21 protein-coding genes are annotated in these 24,799 nt (G+C 69.2%); 7 read left to right on the top strand and 14 right to left on the bottom strand.

Annotation, left to right across the window (positions count from 1 at the left end; genetic code table 11):
* Nucleotides 1-57 precede the first annotated feature (57 nt).
* Nucleotides 58-768, top strand: a complete 711-nt coding sequence (locus ACLJRM_RS22740) for a FadR/GntR family transcriptional regulator (RefSeq protein WP_101609753.1) — start codon at nt 58-60, stop codon at nt 766-768.
* A 107-nt stretch (nt 769-875) separates the two neighbouring features.
* Here the strand turns inward: ACLJRM_RS22740 and ACLJRM_RS22735 are convergent, their stop codons facing one another.
* The 6 genes from ACLJRM_RS22735 to ACLJRM_RS22710 are packed head-to-tail and all read right to left on the bottom strand — an operon-like array spanning nt 876 to nt 7,398.
* The gene (locus tag ACLJRM_RS22735) at nt 876-1,892 is read right to left on the bottom strand and encodes an ABC transporter permease (protein ID WP_101609754.1); all 1,017 of its coding nucleotides are present in this window, start codon (nt 1,890-1,892) and stop codon (nt 876-878) included.
* Nucleotides 1,889-3,412 (bottom strand): sugar ABC transporter ATP-binding protein, encoded by a 1,524-nt coding sequence (locus ACLJRM_RS22730; protein ID WP_410664218.1) that lies wholly within the window; start codon nt 3,410-3,412, stop codon nt 1,889-1,891. Before ACLJRM_RS22730 ends, ACLJRM_RS22735 begins: the two co-directional genes overlap by 4 nt.
* Complete coding sequence (locus ACLJRM_RS22725) at nt 3,409-4,452, bottom strand: sugar ABC transporter substrate-binding protein (RefSeq protein ID WP_410664217.1); 1,044 nt, start codon at nt 4,450-4,452, stop codon at nt 3,409-3,411. Before ACLJRM_RS22725 ends, ACLJRM_RS22730 begins: the two co-directional genes overlap by 4 nt.
* Nucleotides 4,453-4,482: 30 nt before the next feature.
* Nucleotides 4,483-5,241: an SDR family NAD(P)-dependent oxidoreductase gene (locus tag ACLJRM_RS22720; RefSeq protein WP_101609757.1), complete on the bottom strand. Its 759-nt coding sequence runs from the start codon at nt 5,239-5,241 to the stop codon at nt 4,483-4,485.
* Nucleotides 5,234-6,538: an enolase C-terminal domain-like protein gene (locus ACLJRM_RS22715; protein WP_410664216.1), complete on the bottom strand. Its 1,305-nt coding sequence runs from the start codon at nt 6,536-6,538 to the stop codon at nt 5,234-5,236. The genes ACLJRM_RS22720 and ACLJRM_RS22715 overlap by 8 nt, the downstream gene beginning before the upstream one ends.
* Entirely contained in the window at nt 6,538-7,398 is an 861-nt protein-coding gene (locus ACLJRM_RS22710; protein WP_410664215.1) for a fumarylacetoacetate hydrolase family protein, read from the bottom strand. Before ACLJRM_RS22710 ends, ACLJRM_RS22715 begins: the two co-directional genes overlap by 1 nt.
* Before the next feature lie 208 nt (nt 7,399-7,606).
* Here ACLJRM_RS22710 and ACLJRM_RS22705 point away from each other — a divergent pair, with 208 nt between their 5' ends.
* The gene (locus ACLJRM_RS22705; protein WP_410664214.1) at nt 7,607-8,851 is read left to right on the top strand and encodes a Bcr/CflA family multidrug efflux MFS transporter; all 1,245 of its coding nucleotides are present in this window, start codon (nt 7,607-7,609) and stop codon (nt 8,849-8,851) included.
* A gap of 72 nt (nt 8,852-8,923) precedes the next feature.
* Here ACLJRM_RS22705 and ACLJRM_RS22700 read toward each other — a convergent pair whose 3' ends face one another.
* Nucleotides 8,924-10,147, bottom strand: a complete 1,224-nt coding sequence (locus ACLJRM_RS22700; protein ID WP_410664213.1) for an NAD(P)/FAD-dependent oxidoreductase — start codon at nt 10,145-10,147, stop codon at nt 8,924-8,926.
* Between the two features lie 195 nt (nt 10,148-10,342).
* Here ACLJRM_RS22700 and ACLJRM_RS22695 point away from each other — a divergent pair, with 195 nt between their 5' ends.
* From ACLJRM_RS22695 to ACLJRM_RS22685, 3 genes are all read left to right on the top strand, one after another.
* Nucleotides 10,343-10,561 (top strand): hypothetical protein, encoded by a 219-nt coding sequence (locus tag ACLJRM_RS22695; RefSeq protein ID WP_039922712.1) that lies wholly within the window; start codon nt 10,343-10,345, stop codon nt 10,559-10,561.
* Nucleotides 10,562-10,619: 58 nt separating this feature from the next.
* The gene (locus tag ACLJRM_RS22690) at nt 10,620-12,593 is read left to right on the top strand and encodes an SDR family oxidoreductase (RefSeq protein ID WP_410664212.1); all 1,974 of its coding nucleotides are present in this window, start codon (nt 10,620-10,622) and stop codon (nt 12,591-12,593) included.
* 112 nt (nt 12,594-12,705) lie between these two features.
* Entirely contained in the window at nt 12,706-14,514 is a 1,809-nt protein-coding gene (locus tag ACLJRM_RS22685) for a hypothetical protein (RefSeq protein WP_101609763.1), read from the top strand.
* Between the two features lie 76 nt (nt 14,515-14,590).
* On the opposite strand, the gene ACLJRM_RS22680 is transcribed toward ACLJRM_RS22685, so the two are convergent.
* Nucleotides 14,591-15,919 (bottom strand): PLP-dependent aminotransferase family protein, encoded by a 1,329-nt coding sequence (locus ACLJRM_RS22680; protein WP_410664211.1) that lies wholly within the window; start codon nt 15,917-15,919, stop codon nt 14,591-14,593.
* 142 nt (nt 15,920-16,061) lie between these two features.
* Between ACLJRM_RS22680 and ACLJRM_RS22675 the strand changes: the two genes are divergently transcribed.
* Together ACLJRM_RS22675 and ACLJRM_RS22670 are read left to right on the top strand one after the other, a co-directional pair.
* Nucleotides 16,062-16,889, top strand: a complete 828-nt coding sequence (locus ACLJRM_RS22675; RefSeq protein ID WP_101609765.1) for an ABC transporter ATP-binding protein — start codon at nt 16,062-16,064, stop codon at nt 16,887-16,889.
* 75 nt (nt 16,890-16,964) lie between these two features.
* Nucleotides 16,965-17,621: an O-methyltransferase gene (locus tag ACLJRM_RS22670; RefSeq protein WP_101609766.1), complete on the top strand. Its 657-nt coding sequence runs from the start codon at nt 16,965-16,967 to the stop codon at nt 17,619-17,621.
* A gap of 292 nt (nt 17,622-17,913) precedes the next feature.
* Here the strand turns inward: ACLJRM_RS22670 and ACLJRM_RS22665 are convergent, their stop codons facing one another.
* The 6 genes from ACLJRM_RS22665 to gcvH all read right to left on the bottom strand — a co-directional run bounded on the left by ACLJRM_RS22665 (nt 17,914) and on the right by gcvH (nt 24,794).
* Nucleotides 17,914-19,851: a transglycosylase domain-containing protein gene (locus tag ACLJRM_RS22665; protein ID WP_410664210.1), complete on the bottom strand. Its 1,938-nt coding sequence runs from the start codon at nt 19,849-19,851 to the stop codon at nt 17,914-17,916.
* Nucleotides 19,852-19,929: 78 nt separating this feature from the next.
* A complete protein-coding gene (locus ACLJRM_RS22660; protein ID WP_101609768.1) occupies nt 19,930-20,652 on the bottom strand; it encodes a FadR/GntR family transcriptional regulator in 723 nt (240 codons plus the stop codon).
* A gap of 89 nt (nt 20,653-20,741) precedes the next feature.
* Complete coding sequence (locus ACLJRM_RS22655) at nt 20,742-22,115, bottom strand: L-serine ammonia-lyase (RefSeq protein WP_101609769.1); 1,374 nt, start codon at nt 22,113-22,115, stop codon at nt 20,742-20,744.
* Between the two features lie 16 nt (nt 22,116-22,131).
* On the bottom strand, nt 22,132-23,133 hold the full coding sequence (gene lipA, locus ACLJRM_RS22650; protein WP_101609770.1) for a lipoyl synthase: 1,002 nt from the start codon (nt 23,131-23,133) through the stop codon (nt 22,132-22,134).
* On the bottom strand, nt 23,130-24,413 hold the full coding sequence (gene glyA, locus ACLJRM_RS22645; protein WP_101609771.1) for a serine hydroxymethyltransferase: 1,284 nt from the start codon (nt 24,411-24,413) through the stop codon (nt 23,130-23,132). Before glyA ends, lipA begins: the two co-directional genes overlap by 4 nt.
* Nucleotides 24,414-24,416: 3 nt before the next feature.
* On the bottom strand, nt 24,417-24,794 hold the full coding sequence (gene gcvH, locus ACLJRM_RS22640; protein WP_410664209.1) for a glycine cleavage system protein GcvH: 378 nt from the start codon (nt 24,792-24,794) through the stop codon (nt 24,417-24,419).
* Nucleotides 24,795-24,799: the final 5 nt, after the last annotated feature.

Below are 24,799 nucleotides of genomic sequence, written 5' to 3'. Positions count from 1 at the left end.
TGGCACTCTGTCAACTAACACTCAAACATCCGAGGTCTTCGGGGAGGGCGGTGGAACATGCCGGTCACCGATGTCGCGATCGACAAGATCAAGGACATGATCATCTCCGGCGAGCTTGCTCCGGGCGACAGGCTGCCGAAAGAGGCGGAACTGGCCCAGCGGCTCGGCTTGTCCCGCAGCTCGCTGCGCGAAGCGGTGAAGGCCCTGTGCCTGATCCGCGTGCTCGACGTCCGCCAGGGCGACGGAACGTACGTCACCAGCCTCGAACCGAATCTCCTCCTCGACGCGATGACGTTCGTGGTGGACTTCCACCGCGACGACACCGTGCTGGACTTCCTCGCCGTCCGCCGGATCCTCGAGCCGGCGGCGACGGCGATGGCCGCGTTGCACATGAGCGACGAGGACATCGCGGAGCTAGGCCGCCTGCTCGACGAACTGGCCGATTCGCCGACGGTGGAGGCGCTGGTCGCGAACGACCTGCAGTTTCACCGCAAGATCGCCGACGGCTCCGGGAATCCGGTGCTGTGCTCGCTCCTGGACAGCCTGTCCGGCCCCACCGCGCGCGCCCGCATCTGGCGCGGGCTCACGCAGGAGGGCGCGGTCGCGAAGACCCGCGAGCAGCACTCCGCGATCTACGAGGCCATCGCCGCGCGCGAACCCGAACTGGCGCGTTCGTGGGCCACCGTGCACGTCGCGGGCGTGGAGCAGTGGCTCCGCAACGCCCTCGGCACCGCCGACGACCCGACAGCGGCCGCCGAAGCTTCCTGACACAGCTTCCTCCATTTGGGTCCTCGAACCGGCTTCCGGCGTGCAATGAAGGGGACTTTCATCGCAGAATCCGCAATGAAAGTCCCCTTCATTGCATCCCCTGGCGGCTAGGTCTGGGCCTTCCCGCTCGCGTAGCGGGAGATGATCAACGCGACCAGGATGATCACGCCGTAGATCGCCTTCAGCCACTCGGGCGGCACCTGCGCCACCTGCAGCAGGTTGGTGACCGTCTGCAGGAGCAGGACACCGGTGAGCGCTCCCACCAGAGTGCCCTTCCCACCGTCCAGTGAGACACCGCCGATCACCGCAGCGGCGAACACCTGAAGGATCAATCCGTCCCCCTGATCGGCACCGAGCGCGCCGACGTACCCCGTATAGGCGAGCCCGCCGAGCGCGGCCAGCACCCCGGCCACGACGAACACGCCCCACGAGATCCGGTCGACGCGGATACCCGCGGCCCGCGCGGCTTCGCGGTTCCCGCCGATGGCGTAGAGCGACCGGCCGATCCGGTGATACCGCAGCCCCAGCCCGAACGCGGTGAACAGCGCCGCGGCCAGCCACACCGACATCGGCAGCCCGATGAACGTCGTCGTCGCCAGCGCGGTGAACACGTCCAGCTGGTCGAACAGCGTCTTTCCCTGTGTGGAGCCGATCTGCGTGCCGCGCAGCACCGTCAGCATCGCCAGCGTGACGATGAAGGCGTTCAGCTTCAGCTTGACGATCAGGAAGCCGTTCACGAAACCGATCGCGGCACCGGCCACCAGCACGGCGAGGATGCCCGCGAAACCGGGGATCTCGGTGCCGAAGCCCGAGGACGCCACCGGGATCACCAGCATCGCGCCCAGCGCGGGCGCCATCCCCATGGTGGATTCCAGTGACAGGTCGAACTTCCCGGTGAGCAGGACGAGCGATTCGCCCAGCACCACCATCGACAACGCCGCCGAAGCGGACAGGATCCCGACGATGCTGCCGAAGGTCAAGAACGTGTCACTGATCAGTCCTCCGATGATCAGCACCACGACGAGCGCCGGAACCAGGGCCAGCTCACGCAGCCAGCGGAACTTCCGGCGTTTCGGCGGAGCCGCGAACGAAGAGGTCTTCGGATCGGTCATCAGTTCGGTCACCCGCGCTCGACTCCTTCGATGTCGGCCACCAGATCGCCGTCGGACCACCCGGCCCGGTGTTCGGCGACCACGGCACCGGCGCGCAGCACCAGCACCCGGTCGCTCAGGCGGAGATCGTCCAGCTCGTCGCTGACGATCAGCACCGCCTTGCCCTCGGCACGCACCCGGTCGACGACCGCGAGCAGGGCCTCCTTCGATTTCACGTCCACCCCCGCGGTCGGGTTGATCAGCACGACCAGGCGAGGATCACCGGCCAGCGCGCGGGCGAGGACGACCTTCTGCTGGTTGCCACCGGAAAGGTCGGACACCGGCTGGTCGGCGTCGGCCGCGACGATGTCGTAGTCCTTCAGCGCTCTCGACGCCCGCTCGTACCGGGCGCCCGGCGCGGCGATTCCCGCCTTGCCCATACGATCCAAAATGGACAGTGTGGCGTTGTCCATGATGGAGTGTTCGAGCACCAGGCCTTCGTGGTGCCGGTCCCTCGGCACACAGCCGATTCCGGCGCGGATCGCGGCCGGGATGTCGCCCGGCTTCAACGGCTTTCCCGCGACCCTGATCGTGCCGGACGTCGCCGAACGGAGTCCGTACACGGTCTCGGCGACCTGATGCTTGCCGCTGGCGTTGCTGCCCGCGAGCCCGATCACCTCGCCGCGGTGGATCCGGAAGTTCACGTCTTCGAAGCCGTCACCGGAGAGCCCGTCGACGGTCAGCACCTCACCGGCGTCCGAAGCCAGGGCCTCGCGCGTCGAAGCGTCGCGGACGGCGAGACCGCCCTGTTCGCCGGTCATCGCGTCGATCAGCTCGGCGCGGCCGACTTCCGAGACCGGCGCGGTGAGGATGTGCTTGGCGTCGCGCAGCACAGTGACCGCCTGGCACACCTCGTACACCTCGTGGAGGTGATGCGAGATGAACAGGAACGTCACCCCGTTCGCCTGCATCTGGCGCATCCGCCCGAAAAGCCGTTCGATCGCCTGGCTGTCCAGTTGCGCCGTCGGCTCGTCGAGCACGATGAACCGGGCGCCATAGGAAAGCGCCCTGGCGATCTCGACGAACTGCCGGTCCTCGACCGAAAGCTCGCCCGCCGGGGTGTCGACGTCGACACGCACGTCCCAGGAGTCGAGCAGTTCCCTGGCCTGACGCCGCAATCGCTGCCAGCCGATCGCGAACCCTTTCCCCGACTGGCGATTGAGGAACAGGTTCTCCGCGACGGTCAGCTGCGGGACGACCATCGCGTGCTGGTAGACGCAGGCGACAGCACGCTTCCAGTCGTCCTGTTTGGACAAGGGCGGCGCGGGGACCCCACCGAACTCGACCTTGCCGGTGTCCGTTTTGGACAGTCCGGTGAGGATGGAGACGAGCGTCGACTTTCCCGCACCGTTGCGGCCGACGAGCGCGTGCGACTCGCCCGGATGCACGGTGATGCTGACGTCGGACAGCGCCACGGTCGGGCCGTAGCGTTTGCCGACGCCCTGTGCGCTGACCACCGGCACGGCGGCGGACCCGGCGGGCAGCGCGCTCACAGGTTGTTCCCCCAGAGGGCCTTGTCGTCCACGTTGGCCTTGGTGATCACGGGCGCGGGCAGCTGGTCTTCGAGGATTCCGGGCCGGATCTCGACGACGGTGCTGCCGTGGTCGGTCGGCCCGGCCTCGAAGGTCTCCCCCGCCATCGCCTTCTTCACCCAGTACATGCCGTACTTGGCGTAGTCGTCGGCGGGCTGGGAAACGGTCGCGTCGAGTTCGCCCGCGCGGATCGCGGCCAGTTCCTGCGGAATGCCGTCGTTGCTGACCAGCACGACATGCTTCGGGTCGCCGATCGGGAAGTAGAGGTTCTTGCGCTTGAGCGCCTGCTGCGTCGGCGCCAGGTAGACCCCGCCCGCCTGCATGTACACGGCCTTGATGTCCGGGTTCGCGGTCAGCAGACTGTCCAAACCGGACGAAGCCTTGTCCGCCTTCCACTCGGCGGCGACCTCCAGCACCTGGACGTCCGGGAACTTCGCCTTCATGCACTGCCGGAACGCTTCGGACCGGTCGCGGCCGTTGACCGAGGCGAGGTCGCCCATGACCTGCACTACCTTGCCCGAGGTGACCTTCGCGCCGATCGCCTCGCAAGCCTTGGTGCCGTACGCCTTGTTGTCCGCGCGCACCACCATCGCGACCTTGCCGCTCTCCGGCGCGACGTCGACCGCCACCACCGGGACGCCCTTGTTCTCCGCGGCCTTGAGACCCGCCACGACGGCGGCCGAGTCGAGCGGCGTCACGACCAGGCCCTTGACGCCCTGGTTGAGCAGGGTGTTGATGTCGGTGATCTGCTTCGCCGAGTCGCTGTCCGCGTTGACCGTCGGCAGAACGTCGACGCCCTGTTCCTTCGCCTTCAGCGGTACGTAGTTGTTGTAGGCCTGCCAGAACGGCGACGTCAGCAACGGGATCGTCGCGCCGACCTTGCCACCCTGCGCCCCACCGCCACCCGGTGACGGCGCGTTGTCCTTCGTGGACCCACAGGCCGACAGGGCCAGCCCGAGCGCGGTGGCCGCGGCGGCCACCTTGATCACCCTCGTACGCACCGCATCCTCCTTGATGACAGCGGGGAAAACCTACTGCTGGACCGGGCCGCGCGGACGCAGCCCGTACATACCGCCGTCGACGGCGAGTGCCGTGCCGGTGGTCGAAGCCGACAGCGGACTGGCGAGGTACACGATCGCGTTCGCGACCTCGTCCGCGGTCACCAGCCTGCCCATCGGCTGGCGGGCGGCCAGCGCGGCCCGTTCGGCCTCCGGGTCGCCGGCGGAGTCGAGCAGCCTGCCGACCCACGGGGTGTCCGCGGTGCCGGGACAGACGCAGTTGACCCGGATCCGGTCGGCCAGGTGATCGGTCGCCATCGCCAGGGTCAGCGAGAGCACCGCGCCCTTGCTGGCCGAATACAGCGCGCGGTTGGGCAGGCCCGCCCACGCGGCGATCGAACAGGTGTTGACGATCGCGGCCGACGGCGAATTCTTCAGATGCGGCAACGCCGCCCGGGCCAGCCGCACCATGCCGACGACGTTGACGTCGAGCACGCGGTGCCATTCGTCGTCGTCGTTGGCGGTGACGTCGCCCTGTGCGCCGATCCCGGCGTTGTTGACCAGGACGTCGAGCCTGCCGAAGCGTTCGGCGACCGCGTCGATCGCCGAACGGACCTCGGCGTCGGACCCGACGTCGCAACGGAATCCGGTGAGACCTTCGGGCAGGTCGTCCGGTTTCAGGTCGAGCACCGCGACCGTCGCCCCGCGGGAGGCGAGCTGACCCGCGACGGCCAGGCCGATTCCCGACGCGCCACCGGTCACGGCGGCGACGAGGCCTTCGAACTCACTCACTGGCGATCTCCGTCCATTCCGGACCCTCGGGGAAGGTGAACCGGCGCAGGGTCGCGTCGTGCATCCGGGCGGAGAAGCCCGGCGCGGACGGCGCGAGGTACCGGCCATCGGTCACGACGGCCGGATCGGTGAAATGTTCGTGGAGGTGGTCGACCCACTCGATGGACCGGTCGGCGTCGGAACCGGACACCGCCACGAAGTCGAACATCGACAGGTGCCGCACGAGTTCGCACAGCCCCACCCCGCCGGCGTGCGGGCACACCGGGACGTCGAATTTGGCCGCCAGCAACAGGATCGCCAGGTTCTCGTTGAACCCGCCGACCCTGGCGGCGTCCAGCTGCAACACCGAGATCGCGCCCGCCTGCAGCAACTGCTTGAACACCACGCGGTTCTGGACGTGCTCGCCGGTGGCCACGCGGATCGGGGCGAGCGCCTTGGCGATCGCGGCGTGCCCGAGCACGTCGTCGGGCGACGTGGGCTCCTCGATCCAGTACGGGTCGTACGGCGCCAGCTCGGTCATCCACGTGATCGCGGCCGAGACGTCCCAGCGCTGGTTCGCGTCCACGGCGACATGGATGTCCGGGCCGACGGTCTCGCGGGCGAGCTTCATCCGGCGGACGTCGTCCTCGAGTTTTCCGCCCACCTTCAGCTTGATCATCTCGAAGCCGTCGGCGACCGCTTGTTCGGCGAGCCGGACGAGTTTCGCGTCCGAGTAGCCGAGCCAGCCGGGAGACGTGCTGTAGGCGCGGTATCCGTCGCGCTCGATCCGGGCGATCCGTTCCGCGCGGCCGGGTTCGGCGGCGCGGAGGATGTCGAGCGCTTCCTGTTCGGTCAGCGCGTCGGACAGGTAGCGGAAGTCGACGAGGGAGACCAGGTCTTCGGGCGACATCTCGGCGGCGAAGCGCCAGACCGGGAGCCCGGCGACGCGCGCGGCGAGATCCCAGGCGGCGTTGACCACCGCGCCGATCGCCATGTGCGCGACACCCTTTTCCGGACCGAGCCAGCGCAGCTGCGAGTCGCCGACCAGCGCCCGCGAGAGGTCGCCGAGCGCGGCCGCGCCGGTGGGGACGTCCCGGCCGACGACATGCGGTTCGAGCGCGCGGATCGCCGCGGCCTGGACGTCGTTGCCGCGGCCGATGGTGAAGGCGAGCCCGTAGCCGTCCGGGCCGCCGTCGGTGTGCAGCACGACATACGCGGCCGAGTAGTCCGGGTCCGGGTTCATGGCGTCCGAACCGTCCAGCTCCCGCGAGGTGGGGAAGCGGACGTCGAGCACCTCCATGCCCACGATCTTGGCCATCACGCCTGCCTCGCGGTCTGGCGCTGGCGGCCGAGGCCGTCGATCTCGAGCTCGATGACGTCACCTTCCCGCAGGTACGGCTTGGGATCGGGCTGACCGAGCGCCACGCCCTGCGGGGTTCCGGTGTTGATGAGGTCGCCCGGACGCAGCACCATGAACTGGCTCAAATAATGCACGATCTCGGCGACCGTGAAAATCATGTCCCTGGTGGAGGAGTCTTGTTTCTTCTCGCCGTTGACCCACAGCCGCAGGCCGAGGTCCTGGGGGTCGGGCACCTCGTCGGCGGTGACCAGCCACGGGCCGAGCGGGTTGAAGTTCTCACACGACTTGCCCTTGTCCCACTGGCCGCCGCGTTCGAGCTGGAACTCGCGCTCGGACACGTCGTTCGAGACGGCGTACCCGGCGACGTACTCCAGGGCTTCGTCGACGCTGTCGAGATAGCGAGCGGTCTTGCCGATGACGACGGCGAGCTCGACCTCCCAGTCGGTCTTCGTCGAGTTCCGCGGCACGAGCACGTCGTCCTCCGGGCCGACGACGACGTCGGAGGCCTTCATGAAGACGACCGGCTCGGTCGGCACGGCGGCACCGGACTCCTCGGCGTGCTGCCGGTAGTTGAGCCCGATGCAGACGACCTTGCCGGGCCGGGCGATCGGCGCGCCGACCCTGGCCCCCGCGGCTTCGGCACCGGCTTCGGGCAGCTCACCGGCGGCCAGCGCGGCCGCGACCCTGGCGACACCGTCGCTCGCGAAGAAGCTGCCATCGATGTCGGAGGTCAGCCCCGAGAGGTCGCGCACCGTGCCATCCCCGGCACGTACGAACGGACGCTCACTTCCCGGCTCCCCGAGACGCAACAGCTGCACGGATTTTCCTTCCGACCGAACCATCAGCAACGAACAGACATCCGATGTATACCCGACGAGGTCTGGCAAGATCTAGAGCCATCCGGATTTGTTCGACAATTGATCGGATCAGTTGTCGAAAGTTGGCGTGCGCCGGCTCACAGCGGGAATAGTTACCTACTCTAAGCAAGTTGTTCCTCGCGGAACCGTCACTGGGGAAGGGAAGAGCATGACCATCGCGCCCGAGCGAGTGGAAGAAACCATCGCGCGACCGAGCACGACCGGACGCGTGAGGTTCGTCCTGATCCTCGGCGGCCTGTCCGCCTTCGGGCCCCTGTCCATCGACATGTACCTGCCCGCGCTCCCGCAGATGGCGGGTGAGCTGCGCGCGGCGGACGCGACCGTCCAGCTGACGCTGAGCGCGTTCATCATCGGGCTCGCCATCGGCCAGCTGATCCTCGGACCGCTGTCCGACGCGATCGGCCGCCGCAAACCGCTCGTGGCCGGGCTCGTTCTCTACATGGTCGGCTCGCTCCTGTGCGCCTTCGCCCCGAGCGCCGAGCTGCTCATCGCCGCCCGCGGTGTCCAGGCCTTCGGTGCCGCGGCGGGCATCGTGATCGCCAGGGCGACCGTGCGCGACTTCTACTCCGGCACCGCGATGACGAAGTTCTTCTCGCTGCTCATGCTGGTCAACGGGCTCGCCCCGATCCTGGCGCCGATCATCGGCGGCCAGATCCTGAACTGGACCTCGTGGCGCGGCGTGTTCGTCTGCCTGACCGTGTTCGGCGCGATCCTGCTCGCCGTCGTCTTCTTCCTGCTGCCGGAGCCCCTGCCCGAGGAACGCCGCACGCCGGCGCGCTTCGGCTCGGTGATGCGGAAGTACGCGAGCCTGTTCCGCGACCGCAGCTTCCTGGGTTACGCGCTGGCTTCCGGGCTCATGTTCGGCAGCCTGTTCGCCTACATCTCCGGATCGTCCTTCGCGCTGCAGGGCGTCTACGGGCTCAGCCCGCAGGCGTACAGCCTGGTCTTCGGGCTCAACGGCATCGGCATCGTGGCCGTCGGCCAGCTGAACGGGCGCATCGTCGGGCGCTTCCCCGAGCGGACGCTGCTGACCGTCGGCCTCGTCATCGCGGCGGTGGCCGGGTTCGGCGTGCTGGCCGCGGCGGTGCTGGACCTGGGCCTGATCGGGCTGCTGATCCCGCTGTTCGTCCTGGTGTCGAGCATCGGCATGGTGGCGCCGAACGCGAGTTCGCTGGCGCTCGCGGACCAGGCACGGTCCGCAGGTTCGGCGTCGGCGCTGCTGGGTGTGCTGCAGTTCGTCGTCGGCGGGCTGGCGACGCCGCTGGTCGGGCTGGGCGGCGCCGGTACCGCCGTGCCGATGGGGATCACCATGGCGGCCTTCGGCGTCCTCGCCCTGCTGGCCTTCGGGACCATGACGCGACCTTCGCGGGCGTTGGTCGTTCAGGCTGCTTAGCCCCTCGCGAGAGTGCAATGAAGGGGACTTTCATTGCGAATTTTGCAATGAAAGTCCCCTTCATTGCACGGGTCACGCGAGCGACTTGAGGTCAGCCGTCTGCAGCTGCTCCGCGGTCACGGTCGCACGCCCGTCGACCAGAGCCTTCAACGCGTCCCCGTCGTCCCACTGGTTGACGTTCATCGCGGCGGTCACCTGACCGTCCCGCACCCAGAACGCCGTGAAGTCCCGCGCCGCGAGATCGCCGCGCACCACCAGCTGATCGGTGTCGGGATCGGCGAGGCCGCGGTACTCGCAGCCGAGGTCGTACTGGTCCGAGAAGAAGTACGGGCTCTTCAGGTACGGCTCGTTCTCGCCGAGCAGGTTCCCCGCGACGTGCTCGCCCTGCCACTTCGCGTTCGACCAGTGCTCGACGCGGACGCGTTTCCCGTAGCGAGGGTGGAAGTGCGCGGCGATGTCGCCGATCGCGTAGACGTCGGGCGCGGCGGTCCGCAAACCGGCGTCGGCGCAGACACCGCCGTCGTCGGACAGTTCCAGTCCGGCGGCGTGCGCGAGGTCGACCCGCGGCGCGGCGCCGACGGCCACCAGCACGACGTCCGCGGGGAGCTCGTCACCGTTCTGCAGGCGGACGCCGGACACTCCGGCCGGACCGCCGGTGAACCCGGAGACCCCTTCACCCAGACGCCAGTTCACGCCGTGCTCGGTGTGGAGGTCCTTGAAGACGCCGGACACCTGATCGCCCAGCACCGCGAGCAGCGGCGAGCCGACCTGGTCGACCACGGTCACCTCGGCGCCGTGTTCCCTGGCGGCCGCCGCGGCCTCGGTCCCGATCCAGCCCGCCCCGACGATCACCACCCGTTCGGCGTCCTTGAACGCCGAACGCAACGCCAGCGCGTCGTCGAGGGTGCGCAGGGTCCGCAGGCCGGGGAGATCGCCCCCGGGAACCGGGAGCGGGCGCGGCTGGGACCCGGTGGCGAGGACCAGCCTGTCGAACCGGTGCTCACCGCCGACGTCGTCGAGCACGAGCCGCGCGCCGAGTTCGATTTTGGTCGCGGTCGCCCCGCCCCGGTGGGCGATGTCCTTCTCTTCGTAGAAACCCTCGTCGTGCACCCAATCGGGTTCATCGGTGTTGCCCAGCAAAAGACCCTTGGACAACGGCGGTAGTTCGTACGGGCGATGCGTGTCGCTCCCGAGCAGCAGGATTTCGCCCGCGTAGCCACGTTCTCGCAGCGCCCCGGCGGCCGTCGCTCCGGCCAGGCCGGCCCCGACGATGACGATCTTCCTGGGTTCGGACACAAAGACCTCCCAAGCAGGCTTTCCCTCGGACGCTACTCCGGTCCACCCTCGTCCGGCCTAGCGAAACCGGAAGTCGATCACAGGACGCACGCCCGGTTAACCCATCAGTAGGAATGTCGGGTAACCCGCGTCACGGCCCCGAAATCACCTCGTCCCAGCCACGGACGAGAAAGGGAGATCATGGGATACGGGAGGATGAGGACGTTGGCACCCCGGGACGAATGGTCGGTCGGCTGCCGGGATCTGGCCGGCAGGCGCAGGGACGTGACGGTGTTCGTGAGCAGCGACAAGATCGTGCTCGTGGCCCCGCCCGGAGAAGCCGCCGTACTCGGGCCGCTGGACGTGGGGCGCCTGCGCGCCGCACTCCGCGACGCCGTGGTCGCGGTGGCCGAACATCCGGATCACAGTGAATGACAACTACCGTTCCTACTTCTGAGTAGGTAGAGTCGGCTCCGTTCGGAAGGAGCCGGCCATGACCACCTACTTCGTGACGGGCGCGACGGGTTTTCTGGGCAAACGCCTGGTCGCGCGCCTACTACGGCGACCTGAGACCGTAGCCGTCCATGTTCTCGTGAGGGAGACCTCACGCGGGAAGCTCCCGAGCCACGAGAAGCTCGTTCCCGTCACCGGCGATCTGACCGACCCCTCGCTGGGCATCGATCCCGCCCGCCTGGGTCATCTCGACCACGTCGTGCACCTCGGCGCGATCTACGACCTCACCGCGGACGAAGCGGCCAACCGGGCGGCCAACGTCGACGGCACCCGCAACGTCCTGGAGTTCGCCGCCGCCGCGAAGGCCGGGCTCTTCCACCACGTCTCGTCGATCGCGGTCGCCGGGCAGTACGCCGGGCGCTTCACCGAGGCCGACTTCGATCTCGGCCAGTCCTTCGCGTCGCCGTATCACGCGACGAAGTTCGAGGCCGAGAAACTCGTGCGACGGCACGGGAAAACGCCGTACCGCGTGTACCGGCCGTCCGCCGTGGCCGGCGATTCGCGCACCGGCGAGATGGACAAGATCGACGGCCCGTACTACTTCCTCCCGGCGATCTCGCGGCTCGCCACGCTGCCGCGCCGCCTCCCGCTGGCCGCCCCGGATCTCGGCGCCACGAACATCGTGCCGGTCGACTACGTCGTCGAAGCGATCGAGCACCTCATGCACGTCGACGCGCCCGGCGGCAGCACGTACCACCTCGCGTCGCCGCGACCGCAGCCGCTGCACGAGGTCTACAACGCCTTCGCGCGGGCCGCGGGCGGCCCGAAGATCTCCGCCGTCCTCCCCGCCCGGCCGTCCGGAGCGCTGAAACGCGCCGGAATCCGGCTGGCGAAGTCCGCGGCTGCCGGATTCGATCGCGTTCCTGGCGGACGCTCGGCCCGCGCGGCGGTGCTGGCGGAACTCGGCATCCCGCTCGAGGTCCTGCCGCATCTGAGCCTGGAGGTCGACTTCGACACGAGCGCGACCACGGCGGCGCTCGAAGGCAGCGGGATCTCCTTGCCGCCGTTGAAGGAGTACGCCGGTCCGCTCTACCGGTACTGGCTCGGGCACCTGGACCCCGATCGCGGCCGCCGCCGTCCGGGGCCGGAACCGCTCGACGGCCGCAAGGTGCTGATCACCGGCGCCTCTTCGGGGATCGGGCGCGCGTCCGCGCTGGCAGTCGCCGCGAAGGGCGCCGAAGTGATCCTCGTGGCCAGGCGGGCCGACGAACTCGAAGAGGTCCGCGAGCAGATCGTCGCGGCGGGCGGCAAGGCGTCCGCGTACCCGTGCGACCTCACCGACGGCGGCGCTGTCGACGCTCTGGTCAAGGACGTGCTCGCCGCGCACGGCGCCGTCGACATGCTGGTCAACAACGCGGGCCGCTCGATCCGGCGCTCGCTTTCGCTGTCCACCGAACGGATCCACGACTTCGAGCGCACGATGGCGATCAACTACTTCGGTCCCGTGCGGCTGACGCTCGGCCTGCTGCCGTCGATGACCGCCCGCGGGTTCGGCCACGTCGTCAACGTGACCACCCAAGGACTGCAGACCGACACGCCGCGGTTTTCCGCTTACCTGGCCTCGAAGGCAGCGCTGGAGGAGTTCGGGCTGACCGCCGGCCGGGAGACCCTCTCCGACGGCGTCACCTTCACCTCGGTCCGGATGCCGCTGGTGCGCACCGACATGATCACCCCCACCGGGTCCTACCGCGGCATGCCGTCGAGTTCTCCCGAACGCGCCGCCGCTCTCGTGGTGAAGGCACTGGAGAAACGACCGGAGATCCTGAATCTGCCCGAAGGCACGGCGGCCGAGTTGGTGACGCTCGTCGCACCCAAGACGACGCGGTTCTTCGCCCATCTCGTCTACCGCGCGATGCCGGAGTCCGCGCCGGAATCCCGTGGCCTGCCCCGGAAGGCCCCGCTCGCCTCGGTGGCGGGTGCGGTCACGAGGCTGGTCTGGCGCCGTCGTCCCTGACGTCCTCGCCGCCGGGCTCGATCGGGGGACGCCCCCGGCCGCTACCATCGGTTTCCGATACGCCGGGGTCGGCGGGCACGGGCCGAGGTAGGGACGAGCGGGAAGGGGCAGTGTGGACGTCGCCAGTCCCCCGCTGTCGACCGGACCGGACACCGCGGTGGTACGTCCGTCCAGGACAGTGCTGCGGATTTCCCTGCACGTGACATGGGTCCTCGTGCTCGCCGTCGTCACCGAACTCCGGGTGGGGCGCTTCGGTTTCCACCCGTCGGACCAGGGTTTCATCCTCGCCCAGGCGTGGCGGGTGCTGCACGGCGAGGTCCCGCACTCCGACATCATCTCCGCGCGCCCGCTGGGTTCGGCGTACCTGCACATCGTCGATTTCGTCCTGCCGGGCCCGCTGTTCTTCGTCTCAAGCGTGCTCAGCATGCTGGAGATCATCCTGGCGACCATCGCGTTCGCCGTTCTGGTCACCCGTCGCCGCGTCCGCGACTGGGGGCCGGGGCTCACCGGGCTGACGGCGGCCGCGTCGCTGCTGAACCTCAACGCGTTCCCGCTGATGGCGTGGCACACGATCGACGGGATCTTCCTGACCGCCTGCGGTGCCTGGGCACTGGATTCCGGGTTGCGCAACGGGAAGGCGTGGCCGCGGCGGCTCGGCCTGGTCCTGCTGGGCACCGCGGTGTTCGTCAAGCAGAGTTTCGCGCCGGTGCCGCTGATCGCGCTGCTCTGGTTGCTGCTGCACCCCTCGCTGCGCGAGGGCGCGTTCCGCACCGGCCGCTGGTGGGCGCGCCTGGCCTGGGATCTGCTGGCGCTCGGCGCCTTTTTGGTCTTGTACATCGGAATCGTCACCCTCGACGGCGGGCTCGGGGCGATGGCCGAGCAGCTCACCGGCGGCGTCCCGGCGTACGGCGAACGGCTTCTCGGACTGTGGCTGGGAAATCCCGAGACCCTCCTGCGGCCACCGGTACGGGGCTTGACCTTCTTCGTGATCGCGGGTGCGCTCCTCGCCCTGCTCGGGATCTTCCGCGACCGCGCCGGATTCACCGGCGCGATCGTCGCGCGGCTGCTGGTACTGGCCGGGGTGGCGGTGGTGGTCGGCACCGTCGTCGATGGACACTTCACCGGCGCCTCGCGCTGGGCGGACGTCCTCTGGTGGATCCTCGGCGTCGCGCTGCTGGTGAACTGGGCGGCGACGCGCCGGTTCCCGCGCATGGGCGCGCTGGTCTTCGCGACCGGCTTCATGACCAGCCTGTCCTGGGGGAACGACACCCCCACGCTGTTCACCGGAACACTGGCGCTGACGGCGATCCTGCTGCTGTCGGACGCGCTGCCGCCGCTGCCCGCGCCGTCCCGGCGGCTCGGGCTGGCGGGTGCCACGGCGATGGGCCTGGTCGCGGTGCTGGCGTCGGGCTGGGCCGTGATCGCGCATCACGACGAGGCCGCGTACCTCGACATGGCGCACGAGAAGCTGACCGGCGACCTCGGCACGGTGACGCCGTCGATGCGCGGGATCCGGACGAACCCGGGCACTTTCACCTACGTGTCCCAGATCCAGGACTGCGTCACGCGGTTCCCGGCGGGGCGCACGGCGGTGCTGCCCGACAACCCGTTCGCCTACCCCGCCTTCGGCCTGCGCAACCCGTTCCCGCTGGAATGGCCGCTGCCGCTGGAGATCGTCGCCGACGCTCCACAACGGATGCTCGCGACCGCCGACGAACTCAACCGCGACGGCGACTACCTGGTGCTGTTCCAGACCGTGGACATGCCGACGCTGACCCGGGGCGGGCCGGTGCCCGCCGAGGTCGCGGCGGACGCGCCGATCTTCGACTACCTGGGGATGGAGAACGCGCTGCGCTCGCGGCTCACCGGGCAGACCGTCACCTGTGGCAGCTTCATCGGCAAGTGGGCGCCCCACCCCTGACCTCCCGCGTTTCGTCCTCCAGTTGCGGTAGTTGCACGCGCAAGGACCGCAACTGGAGGACTGAACGCGGCGGGAGTCAGTCGACGCCGGCGTCTTCGGGGCGGCCGGCGGCGAGTCCGGCGAGGACGTCCAAAGCGGCCGCGAGTGTCTCCAGCGGAGGCGAGGACACCGCGAGCCGGACCGCGTTCGGGGCGTGTCCGGGGACGATGGCGAACGCGGCCGCCGGGGTGACCGCGATCCCGCGTCGCGCCGCCGCGGCGACGAAGGTCTCGGCACGCCAGTGCTCGGGGAGCTCCCACCAGCAGTGATACGCCCGCGGATCCGCGCGCAGGGCGAACCCGGCCAGCCGGTCCGCCGTCACCCGCTGGCGTTCCGCGGCGTCCAGGCGTTTGGCCCGTTCGACGGTTTCCAGCGTGCCGCCGGTGATCCACCGGGTGGCGGCTTCGAGCGCGAACCGGGGCGCGACCCAGCCGCCCGAGCGCACCGCCGCGGCGAGCCGCTCCGTCCATCCCGGTGGCACGGCGAGGAAACCGGTGGTCAGCCCGGGGGCGAGCCGCTTGGACATGCTGTCGGCGAACACCGTGCGTTCCGGCGCGTAGGTCGCGAACGGACGGACCTCGGGCCGGAGGAAGGTGTAGATCCCGTCCTCGATCACCGGGATGTCCAGCCGGCGCACGGTTTCCGCCAGCTCGGCACGCCGCTGTTCGTCCATTGTGGACCCGAGCGGGTTGTGCAGCGTCGGCTGGACGTAGAGCGCGCGGACGGGCGCGGCGGCGTGCGCGGCCGTGAGCGCTTCGGGTACGAGACCCTGGTCGTCGGCCTCGACGGGCACCAGCTGGACGCCGAGCCGTCCGGCGAGCGCCTTGACCACGGGATAGGTGATGGCCTCGACGGCGAGCCGTTCCCCCATCGGCACGAAGGAGGCGATGGCGGCCGCGATGGCCTCGCGGCCGCTTCCGGCGAAGAGGACTTCCGGCGTCCAGCCGTCTCTCGCGAGCAGCCCGGTGACGGCGTCACGCGCCTGCTTCGAGCCGGTGACGCTGCCCGGCCTCAGCGCCGCTGTCAGGACGTCGTCCCGCAGGAGCGGTTCCAGCGCCTTCCCGACCAGCGCGGATTGCTCCGGGAGGACGGCGAAGTTGAGTTCGAGGTCGACCGTCGCGCCGCCCGGTTCGGCGAGCGCGGTCTCCAGCGGCGGCCTCCCGGCGCGGACGAACGTGCCGCGGCCGACCTCGCCGACCACGACGCCCCTCCGCACGAGTTCGCCGTAGACCCTGGCGGCGGTCGAGTTGGCGATTCCCCGCTCACGGGCGAACCTTCGCTGCGGCGGAAGCCTGTCGCCAGGGCGGAGCCTGCCCGCTTCGACGTCGGCGGAGATCTCGTCCGCGACTATCCGGTAGTCCTCCACGCCTTCACCCTCGATCGCACCGAGTCCGCTCGCGGAATTGCACTGCGGAATGCACTGCGGATGATGCCATCGAAGAGGGATGTGAGCCGACTGCGACCTACGGAACACCACAACGGCGGACTCCTAGGTTAGCCTAACCTGCGTGGAGACCGTGGAAACCCTCACCGCGCAGAGCACGACGTCCCGCCTGCACGCGGACGCGCTGACGCTCGCCTATGACGGCAGGACCGTGGCCGAAGACCTCGGGGTGGTCATCCCCGACCGGTCGTTCACCGTCATCGTCGGCCCGAACGCCTGTGGCAAGACGACCCTGCTGCGCGCGCTCGCGCGCATGCTCAAACCCCGCCAGGGGTCGGTGTTCCTCGACGGCCAGGTGATCAGCTCCTTCCCCGCCAAGGAAGTCGCGCGGCGGCTCGGCCTGCTGCCGCAGAGTTCGATCGCGCCCGACGGCATCACCGTCGCCGACCTCGTCGCGCGCGGCCGGTACCCGCACCAGCGTCTGCTGCGCCAGTGGTCCCGTGAGGACGCCACCGTGGTCGCGGAGTCCATGCGCGCCACCGGGGTCGACGACCTCGCCGAGCGGCTGGTCGACGAACTGTCCGGCGGACAGCGCCAGCGCGTGTGGATGGCGATGGCGCTCGCGCAGGAGACCGATCTCCTACTGCTCGACGAGCCGACGACTTATCTCGACATCGCGCACCAGATGGACATTCTCGACCTGTGCGCGCAGCTGCACCAGGAACAGGGCCGGACGCTGGTCGCCGTGCTGCACGACCTCAACCACGCGGCCCGCTACGCGACGCACATGATCGCGATGCGGGACGGCGAGGTCCTGGCGACCGGAGCGCCCGAGGACGTCGTGACCGCCGAGAACGTCGAGAAGATCTTCGAGTTGCCGTGCCGGGTCATGCCCTGCCCCGAAACCGGGACCCCGCTGGTGATCCCGAAGGCGGGCCGCCGCGCCGCCTGAGATGCGTCCCGATGGCTGCCCCGATGGACGCATCGCGGTCCGGATCACGACACTAGGTTGGCCTGGGGAGGTTCAATGACTCAGGAAATCTGGTCCAAAGTAGACGAGTACCTCATCGAGGCGCTCGTCCCGTCCGATCCGGCTCTCGAAGCGGCCCTAGCCGCCTCTGACGAGGCCGGGATGCCGGCCATCGCGGTGGCCCCGAACCAGGGCAAGCTGCTCCACCTGCTGGCCAGGATGATCGGTGCCCGCTCGATCCTCGAAATCGGCACACTCGGCGGCTACAGCACCATCTGGCTCGCCCGCGCCCTGCCGGCGGACGGACGTCTCGTGACGCTCGAGTTCTACCCGAAATTCGCCGACGTCGCGCGCAAGAACCTCGACGCCGCCGGCGTGGGCGAGCTCGTCGACATCCGGCTCGGGGAGGCACTGGATCTGCTGCCCGGTGTCGAGGGGCCGATCGACCTGACCTTCATCGACGCGGACCGGGTCAACAACCCGGCCTACTTCGAGGCGGCGCTGCGGCTGACCAGGCCGGGCGGGGTGATCGTGGTCGACAACGTCGTCCGCGCCGGGGCGGTGGCCGACGCGTCGAGCACCGCCGACGAGATCGTGGGACTCCGGCGGATGCACGAACTGATCGCCGCCGAACCGCGGGTCGACGCGACAGCGCTGCAGACCGTCGGCAAGAAGGGATACGACGGGCTGACCGTCATCCTGGTGACCTCCTGAGCCTGCGGTCCGGATGGTCGTGAGTGGCGATTCGTGTTCTAACCCGAAACGCCACTCACGACCAACCCGACCCACTCGGTACCGGCGCCCTGGTCGCTTGAAGGAGTGAAGGTCGAGTTTCCTCGGCTGAGCCCAGAAAGGGAGCCTTCACGCGCGGCCACTGTGGCTGCTGGTGCGTGTGGAGCGAAAGCGGCGATCACGAAAGTAGTGAAGGCCCCCACCACTACCTTGAAGGTAGGCAAGGGGCCCTTCACGGCCCCCAACCCGAAACGCCGCTCACGACCACCCCTCACTAGCGCGGGCGGGCCGTTGCGGTGGTCCCGGCGGGTACGGGCCACCGCACCGGCACCCCCTGGTGGACGCCGGTCATGAAGCGCTGCCAGATGTCGCCGGGGATCGTCTTGCCGGTCAGTTTCTCCCCGGCCGCGTCGCGCATCCGGCGCGGCTCGTCGGAGCCGACCCAGACCGCCGTCGCGAGCTGCGGTGTGTACCCGACCGCCCAGCCGGCGGCGTTGTCGTCGGTCTCGTTGTACTGGAGGTCGCCGGTCTTCAACGCCGCCGGACGGTCCTTCAGCCCGGTGGTGAGCACCTGGCTGACCGTGCCGGCGATCCGGCGGCTCAAGGCCTCGTCGTCCTTGAACGCGGGCGCCTTGTCGGAAGGCCGTTCCCAGACGATCTCGCCGTTCTCGTCCCGGATCTTCGACACCAGATGCGGGGTGGCGCGCATGCCGTCGGCGGCGAAGGTCGCGTAGGCCCCGGCCATGTCGCTCGGCCGCAACGGGTACCGGCCGACCGCGATCCCCGGTCCGATCAGGAACCCGTCCTTCTCGCGCAGGGTCACCTCGCCGTCGACGGCTTCGGGGATCCCCGCCGCACGCGCGCCGTCGCGGACCGCTTCCGCGCCGAGTTTCTTCGCCAGCTCGACGAACGGTCCCCGAGCGCCCCGCACGATCGCCTCGCGCAGCGTGCACTTCCCGCCCTCACCGCATGGGTCTTGGAACTTGAAGGTCTCGCCGAGGAAGTCGACCTGCCCTGGCGACTTCGTCGGGGCGTCGACGTCGACGCCCCGCTCGATGCCGGCGGCGAGCGTGAACGGCTGGAAGGCCGAGCCGGTGCCGTACGGGGTTCCGGCGTAGTCGTGCACGCTCCAGCCGCCGCCGTTGTAGGCGCGGATGGCGCCGGTCCCGGGTTCGACGGCGACCAGCGAGGCCCGGAAGTGCTCCGGCTGGCCCTGTAGCCGCTCCTTGAGCACCTTCTCGGCTTCGGCCTGGGCGCGCGGGTCGATGGTCGTCTCGACCTTCATCGCGCCGCCGCGGAGACGGTCCAGTGGGTAGCCGATCTGCTCCAGCTCGGCGAGAACCCGCTGCTTGAGGTGGTACTTCTCGAAGGTGACGCGACCGGCGCGGGTCTCCGACGGCGCCTGGATCGCATCCTCCGGATAGGTCATCGCGACCGCTTCGGCCTGACCGAGATAACCCCGCGTGACCAGCTTGTTCACCACGTAGGACCAGCGCTTCATGGCGTGCTCGTGGGTGGAGGCGTACGGGTCGTGCACCGACGGCGACTGGATCATCCCGGCGAGGAAGGCCGCCTCGCTCCAGGTGATCGAGTCGTCGAGCTTGCGGCCGAAGTAGGCGTTCATCGCCGAGGCCGGGCCGTAGGTGCCTCGGCCGAAGGAGATGATGTTGACGTAGCTCTCGAAGATCTCTTTCTTGGTCTGCTGCTGGGTGATCTTCGTGGCGAGCACCAGTTCGGAGAACTTGCGGGTGAGGGTGGCGTCCTCGTTGCCGGTGGACTTCTTGATGTACTGCTGGGTGATCCCCGAGCCGCCGCCGACACCGGTCACCAGCGCGCGGCCCAGGCCGGTGAGGTCGAAGCCCTCGTTGTCCCAGAAGGTCGGGTCCTCGGTCGCGACGATCGCGTCGCGCAGCTTCGCGGGGATGGCGTTGTAGGGCACGAACAGGCGGTCGCCGCCGGGCGGGATCACCTTGAGCAGCTCGGATCCGTCCGTGTTCTGCAGGACGACGGTCTTGTCGAGGTCGGCTAGCACCTCCTCCGGGCTGCGGACGTCGAGCAGGACGTACGCGATCCCGAACGCGGCCACCGGGATGCCGATCAGGAGGCCGAGCGACCAGGCGGCGATCCGGCGCCACCTGCGTTTCTTCCCTTTCGGCTCCGGGGTGGCCGTGGTTTCCGACTCGGGTGCGGTTTCGTCATCCGGGTTTTCCACGCCAGGTAAGACGCCCGAACGAGTGAAAAGGTTGTGGGAAAATCACCTATTCGTGTCCTGAGCCCGCTCCGCGTTTCGTCAGGCGAGGAAGGCGCGAAGCAGCGAAGCGGTGCCTTCGACGTGCTCGGTCATCGCCCGGCGGGCGGCCTCGGAGTCACCCGCGAGGATCGCGTCGACGATGGCCTCGTGCTGGGCGTTGGAGTGCTCCAGGTTCGGTTCGAGCAGCGGGATCATGTCGAGCAGCTGGTTGACCCGCATCCGCGCGTCGGCCATCGCCGTGGTCAGCGAGCCGGACGCGGTGACCTCGGCGATCGCCAGGTGCAGCCGCGAATCCTTGCGCCGGTAGTCGCCGACGTCGGCCGCTGCGGCCTCGGCGAGCGTGCTGGTCAGATGCTGCCGGTCGGCCGGGCTGAGCGAGCGCGACGCCGCCATCTCGGCCGCGCCGGTCTCCAGGACGTGCCGGAGGCCGAGCGCGTCCTCCAGGGTGGCGTTGTCGACCTTCCGCCCGTCGGCGGCGGGCGGATCGGGCAGGACGTCGTTGACGAACGTGCCGCCGTAGCGACCACGCCGCGATTCGACGTAGCCGGCGTCGGCCAGCGCGCGGATCGCTTCCCGCAGGGTCACCCGGCTGACGCCGAGCCGTTCGGCGAGCTCCCGTTCCGAAGGCAGCCGTTCTCCCGCGCCGACCACGCCCAGCCGGATCGCCTGGAGCAGCCTTTCGACGGTCTCCTCGAAGGCGTTGCCCGCGCGCACCGGGCGGAACAGCGCGTCACCCGCGTTCGCGACCGTGCTCGACTCCACCCTTCGAGTTTAGGCCGCCCGCAAGTCGTCCTCTTGGTGCGGTACTTGCGTGTGCAAGTACCGCACCAAGAGGACGGAACGCGGGGGTGTCAGCACTCGATGACGTTGACGGCGAGACCGCCGCGCGAGGTCTCCTTGTACTTCACGCTCATGTCGGCGCCGGTCTCGCGCATGGTCTTGATCGCCTTGTCCAGCGTCACGATGTGCGAGCCGTCGCCGCGCATCGCCATCCGCGCGGCGTGGATCGCCTTCGACGCGCCGACGGCGTTGCGCTCGATGCACGGGATCTGCACCAGCCCGCCGACCGGGTCGCAGGTCAGCCCCAGGTGGTGTTCGACGCCGATCTCGGCGGCGTTCTCCACCTGCGCGGGCGACCCGCCGAGGACCTCGGTGAGCCCGGCCGCGGCCATCGCGCTGGCCGAACCGACCTCGCCCTGGCAGCCGACCTCGGCGCCCGAGATCGAGCCCGTCTGCTTGAGGATCGAGCCGATCGCGCCCGCGGTGAGCATGAACGTCACGATGCCGTCGTCCGACGAACCCCGGATGAACCGCTGGTAGTAGTGCAGCACCGCCGGGATGATCCCCGCCGCGCCGTTGGTCGGCGCGGTGACGACGCGGCCACCCGCGGCGTTCTCCTCGTTGACCGCCAGCGCGTAGAGGCTCACCCAGTCCATGGCGTACAGCGGATCGCCGACACCGTCTTCGGCGAGCAGCTTCTCGTGCAACGCCCTCGCGCGGCGCGGGACCTTGAGCCCGCCGGGCAGGACGCCCTCGTGCTCACAGCCGTTGTGCACGCACTCCACCATGACCTGCCAGATCTCCAGCAGGCCTTCGCGGACCTCCTCGCGCGTACGCCAGGAGAGTTCGTTGCGCAGCATGATCTCGCTGACCGGCAGCCCGGTGTCTTCGCAGTGCTTCAGCAGATCCGCGCCGGTGCGGAAAGGGAACTCCAGCCGCGTCGAGTCCTCGACGACGACAGTGTCGGTCTCGTAGGACTCGTCGCGGACGAACCCGCCGCCGACGGAGTAGTAGGTGCGCTCGCGCAGCACCTTCCCGTCGGCGTCGAACGCGCGGAAGATCATGCCGTTCGGGTGCGCCGGCAGCGACTTCCGCCGGTGCATGGTCAGGTCGGTGTCCTCGGTGAACACGATCTCGTGTTCACCGCGCAACTTCAGCAGGCACGCTTCCCGGATCTCGGCGACCTTGCCGGGCACCGAGTCGGTGTCGATTTCCTCCGGACGCTCCCCGGACAGCCCGAGCAGCACGGCCTTGTCGCTGCCGTGCCCGAACCCGGTCGCGCCCAGCGAACCGAACAGTTCGGATTGGACCCGGGTCGTGGCGGGCAGGTCGCCGTCTTCGGCGAGACCGTCCACAAAGGTCAGTGCGGCACGCATCGGACCCACCGTATGGGAGCTGGAGGGGCCGATCCCGATCGAAAACAGGTCGAAGACGCTGATCGCCATTGATCTGCCCTCCTTCCTATCTGGCCAGCAGTGAGCTGGCTTCTTGGGCCGCGGGCCCTTCGGCGGCGAGGTGGGCCAAGTTCTCCGACAGCGCTTCGCCGCGGTGGGCCTTCGTCTGCGCGAAAAGACGTCCGGCCCGATAAGACGAGCGTACGAGCGGCCCGGCCATCACGCCGGCGAAGCCCATCGCTTCGGCTGCCTTCGAATGCTCGACGAACTCTTCGGGCTTGACCCAGCGGTCCACCGGATGATGCCGCGGCGAAGGACGCAGGTACTGGGTGATCGTCAGGATTTCGCAGCCCGCGTCGACCAGGTCCTTCATCGCCGGAGCCACCTCCTCCGGAGTCTCGCCCATGCCCAGGATCAGGTTCGACTTCGTCACCAGACCGGCCTCACGGGCCCGCGTGATGACCTCCAGCGACCGCGCGTACCGGAAGCCGGGGCGGATCCGCTTGAAGATCCGCGGCACCGTCTCGACGTTGTGCGCCAGCACCTCCGGCCGCGAACCGAACACCTCGGCCAGCTGATCCGGATCCGCGTTGAAGTCCGGGATCAGCAGCTCGACGCCGGTGCCGGGGTTCAGCGCATGGATCTGGCGCACGGTCTCGGCGTACAGCCACGCGCCGCCGTCCTCCAGATCGTCCCGCGCCACACCGGTCACCGTCGAGTAGCGCAACCCCATGGCCTGCACCGACTCCGCCACCTTGCGCGGCTCGGTCGTGTCCAGCGCCTCGGGCTTCCCTGTGTCGATCTGGCAGAAGTCACAACGCCGCGTGCACTGGTCGCCACCGATCAGGAAGGTGGCCTCACGGTCTTCCCAGCATTCGTAGATGTTGGGACAACCGGCCTCCTCGCACACGGTGTGGAGGCCTTCACGCTTGACCAGGCCCTTGAGCTCGGTGAACTCGGGGCCCATCCGCGCGCGGGTCTTGATCCACGGCGGCTTCTTCTCGATCGGCGTCTGCGCGTTGCGGACTTCGAGCCGGAGGAGCTTGCGACCTTCGGGTACAGCGCTCATCGGTTGAGGTCCGCGTACAGCGGGTGCTTCTTCGCCAGCAGTTCGACCCGGGCGGACAGCGACTGGCGCAGGGCCTCGTCGAAGTCCGGGCGCAGCGCCTCGGCGATGATGTCGCCGACCTCGGCGAAGTCCTCGGCGCCGAAGCCGCGGGTCGCCAGTGCGGGCGTGCCGATCCGCAGGCCCGAGGTGATCATCGGCGGGCGCGGGTCGAACGGGACGGCGTTGCGGTTGACCGTGATACCGACCGAGTGCAGCCGGTCTTCGGCCTGCTGACCGTCCAAAGTGGAGTTGACGAGATCGACGAGCACCAGGTGCACGTCGGTGCCGCCGGTCAGCACGCGGACGCCCGCTTCGGCACAGTCCGTGCGCGAAAGGCGGTCGGCCAGGATCTTCGCGCCTTCGAGGACGCGCTGCTGACGCTCCCGGAACTCCTCGCTCGCGGCGACCTTCAGCGCGACGGCCTTGGCGGCGATGACGTGCTCCAGCGGACCGCCCTGCTGGCCGGGGAACACCGCGGAGTTGATCTTCTTGGCGAGATCCTGGCGGCACAGGATGATGCCGCCGCGCGGACCGCCGAGGGTCTTGTGCGTGGTCGTGGTGACGATGTCGGCGTAGGGCACCGGGCTCGGGTGCAGCCCGGCCGCGACGAGACCGGCGAAGTGCGCCATGTCGACCATGACCTTCGCGCCGACCTCGTCGGCGATGCGGCGGAACTCGGCGAAGTCGAGCTGACGCGGGTACGCCGACCAGCCGGCGATGATCAGCTTCGGCTTGTGCTCCTTGGCGAGACGCTCGATCTCCTCGACGTCGACGATCCCGGTCTCTTTGTCGACGTGGTAGGCGACGACGTTGTAGAGCTTGCCGGAAAAGTTGATCTTCATCCCGTGGGTCAGGTGACCGCCGTGGGCGAGGTCGAGACCGAGGATGGTGTCGCCGGGGTTGAGCACGGCGACCATGGCGGCGGCGTTGGCCTGCGCGCCCGAGTGCGGCTGGACGTTGGCGTGCTCGGCGCCGAAGAGCGCCTTCGCGCGGTCGATCGCCAGCTGCTCGATGACGTCGACGTGCTCACAACCGCCGTAGTAGCGGCGGCCGGGGTAGCCCTCGGCGTACTTGTTGGTCAGCACCGAACCCTGCGCCTCGAGCACGCCCACCGGGGCGAAGTTCTCCGACGCGATCATTTCCAGGGTCGACTGCTGCCGGTCGAGTTCGGCGGCGACGGCCACGGCGACCTCGGGGTCCACCTCGGACAGGCTCGCGTTGAACACGGAAGCGTTGGTCATGGATCAGCTCTCCTGGGTGAGCACGGCGTAGGCCTGGGCGTCGAGCAGGGCGGGCACGTCGCCGGACAGACGCACCTTCAGGAGCCATCCTTCGGCGTACGGGTCCGAGTTGATCAGCTCGGGGGTCTCCGTTGTGGCCTCGTTCACCTCGACGACCTCGCCGTCCACGGGCGCGTACAGCTCGCTGACCGACTTGGTCGACTCGACCTCGCCGAACACCTCGCCCGCGGTGACGGTGTCGCCGACCGAGGGAAGCTGGACGAACACGATGTCACCGAGCGACTCGGCGGCGAAGGCGGTGATGCCCACGGTGGCGACGCCGTCGACGACGTTCAGCCACTCGTGTTCCTTCGTGTACTTCAGGTCCTGGGGGATGCTCATGGTCG

It is taken from the genome of Amycolatopsis sp. lyj-84 (assembly GCF_046549075.1).
In the GTDB taxonomy this organism is placed as follows: Bacteria; Actinomycetota; Actinomycetes; order Mycobacteriales; family Pseudonocardiaceae; genus Amycolatopsis.
This window is presented reverse-complemented; position numbering and strand designations above follow the sequence as displayed.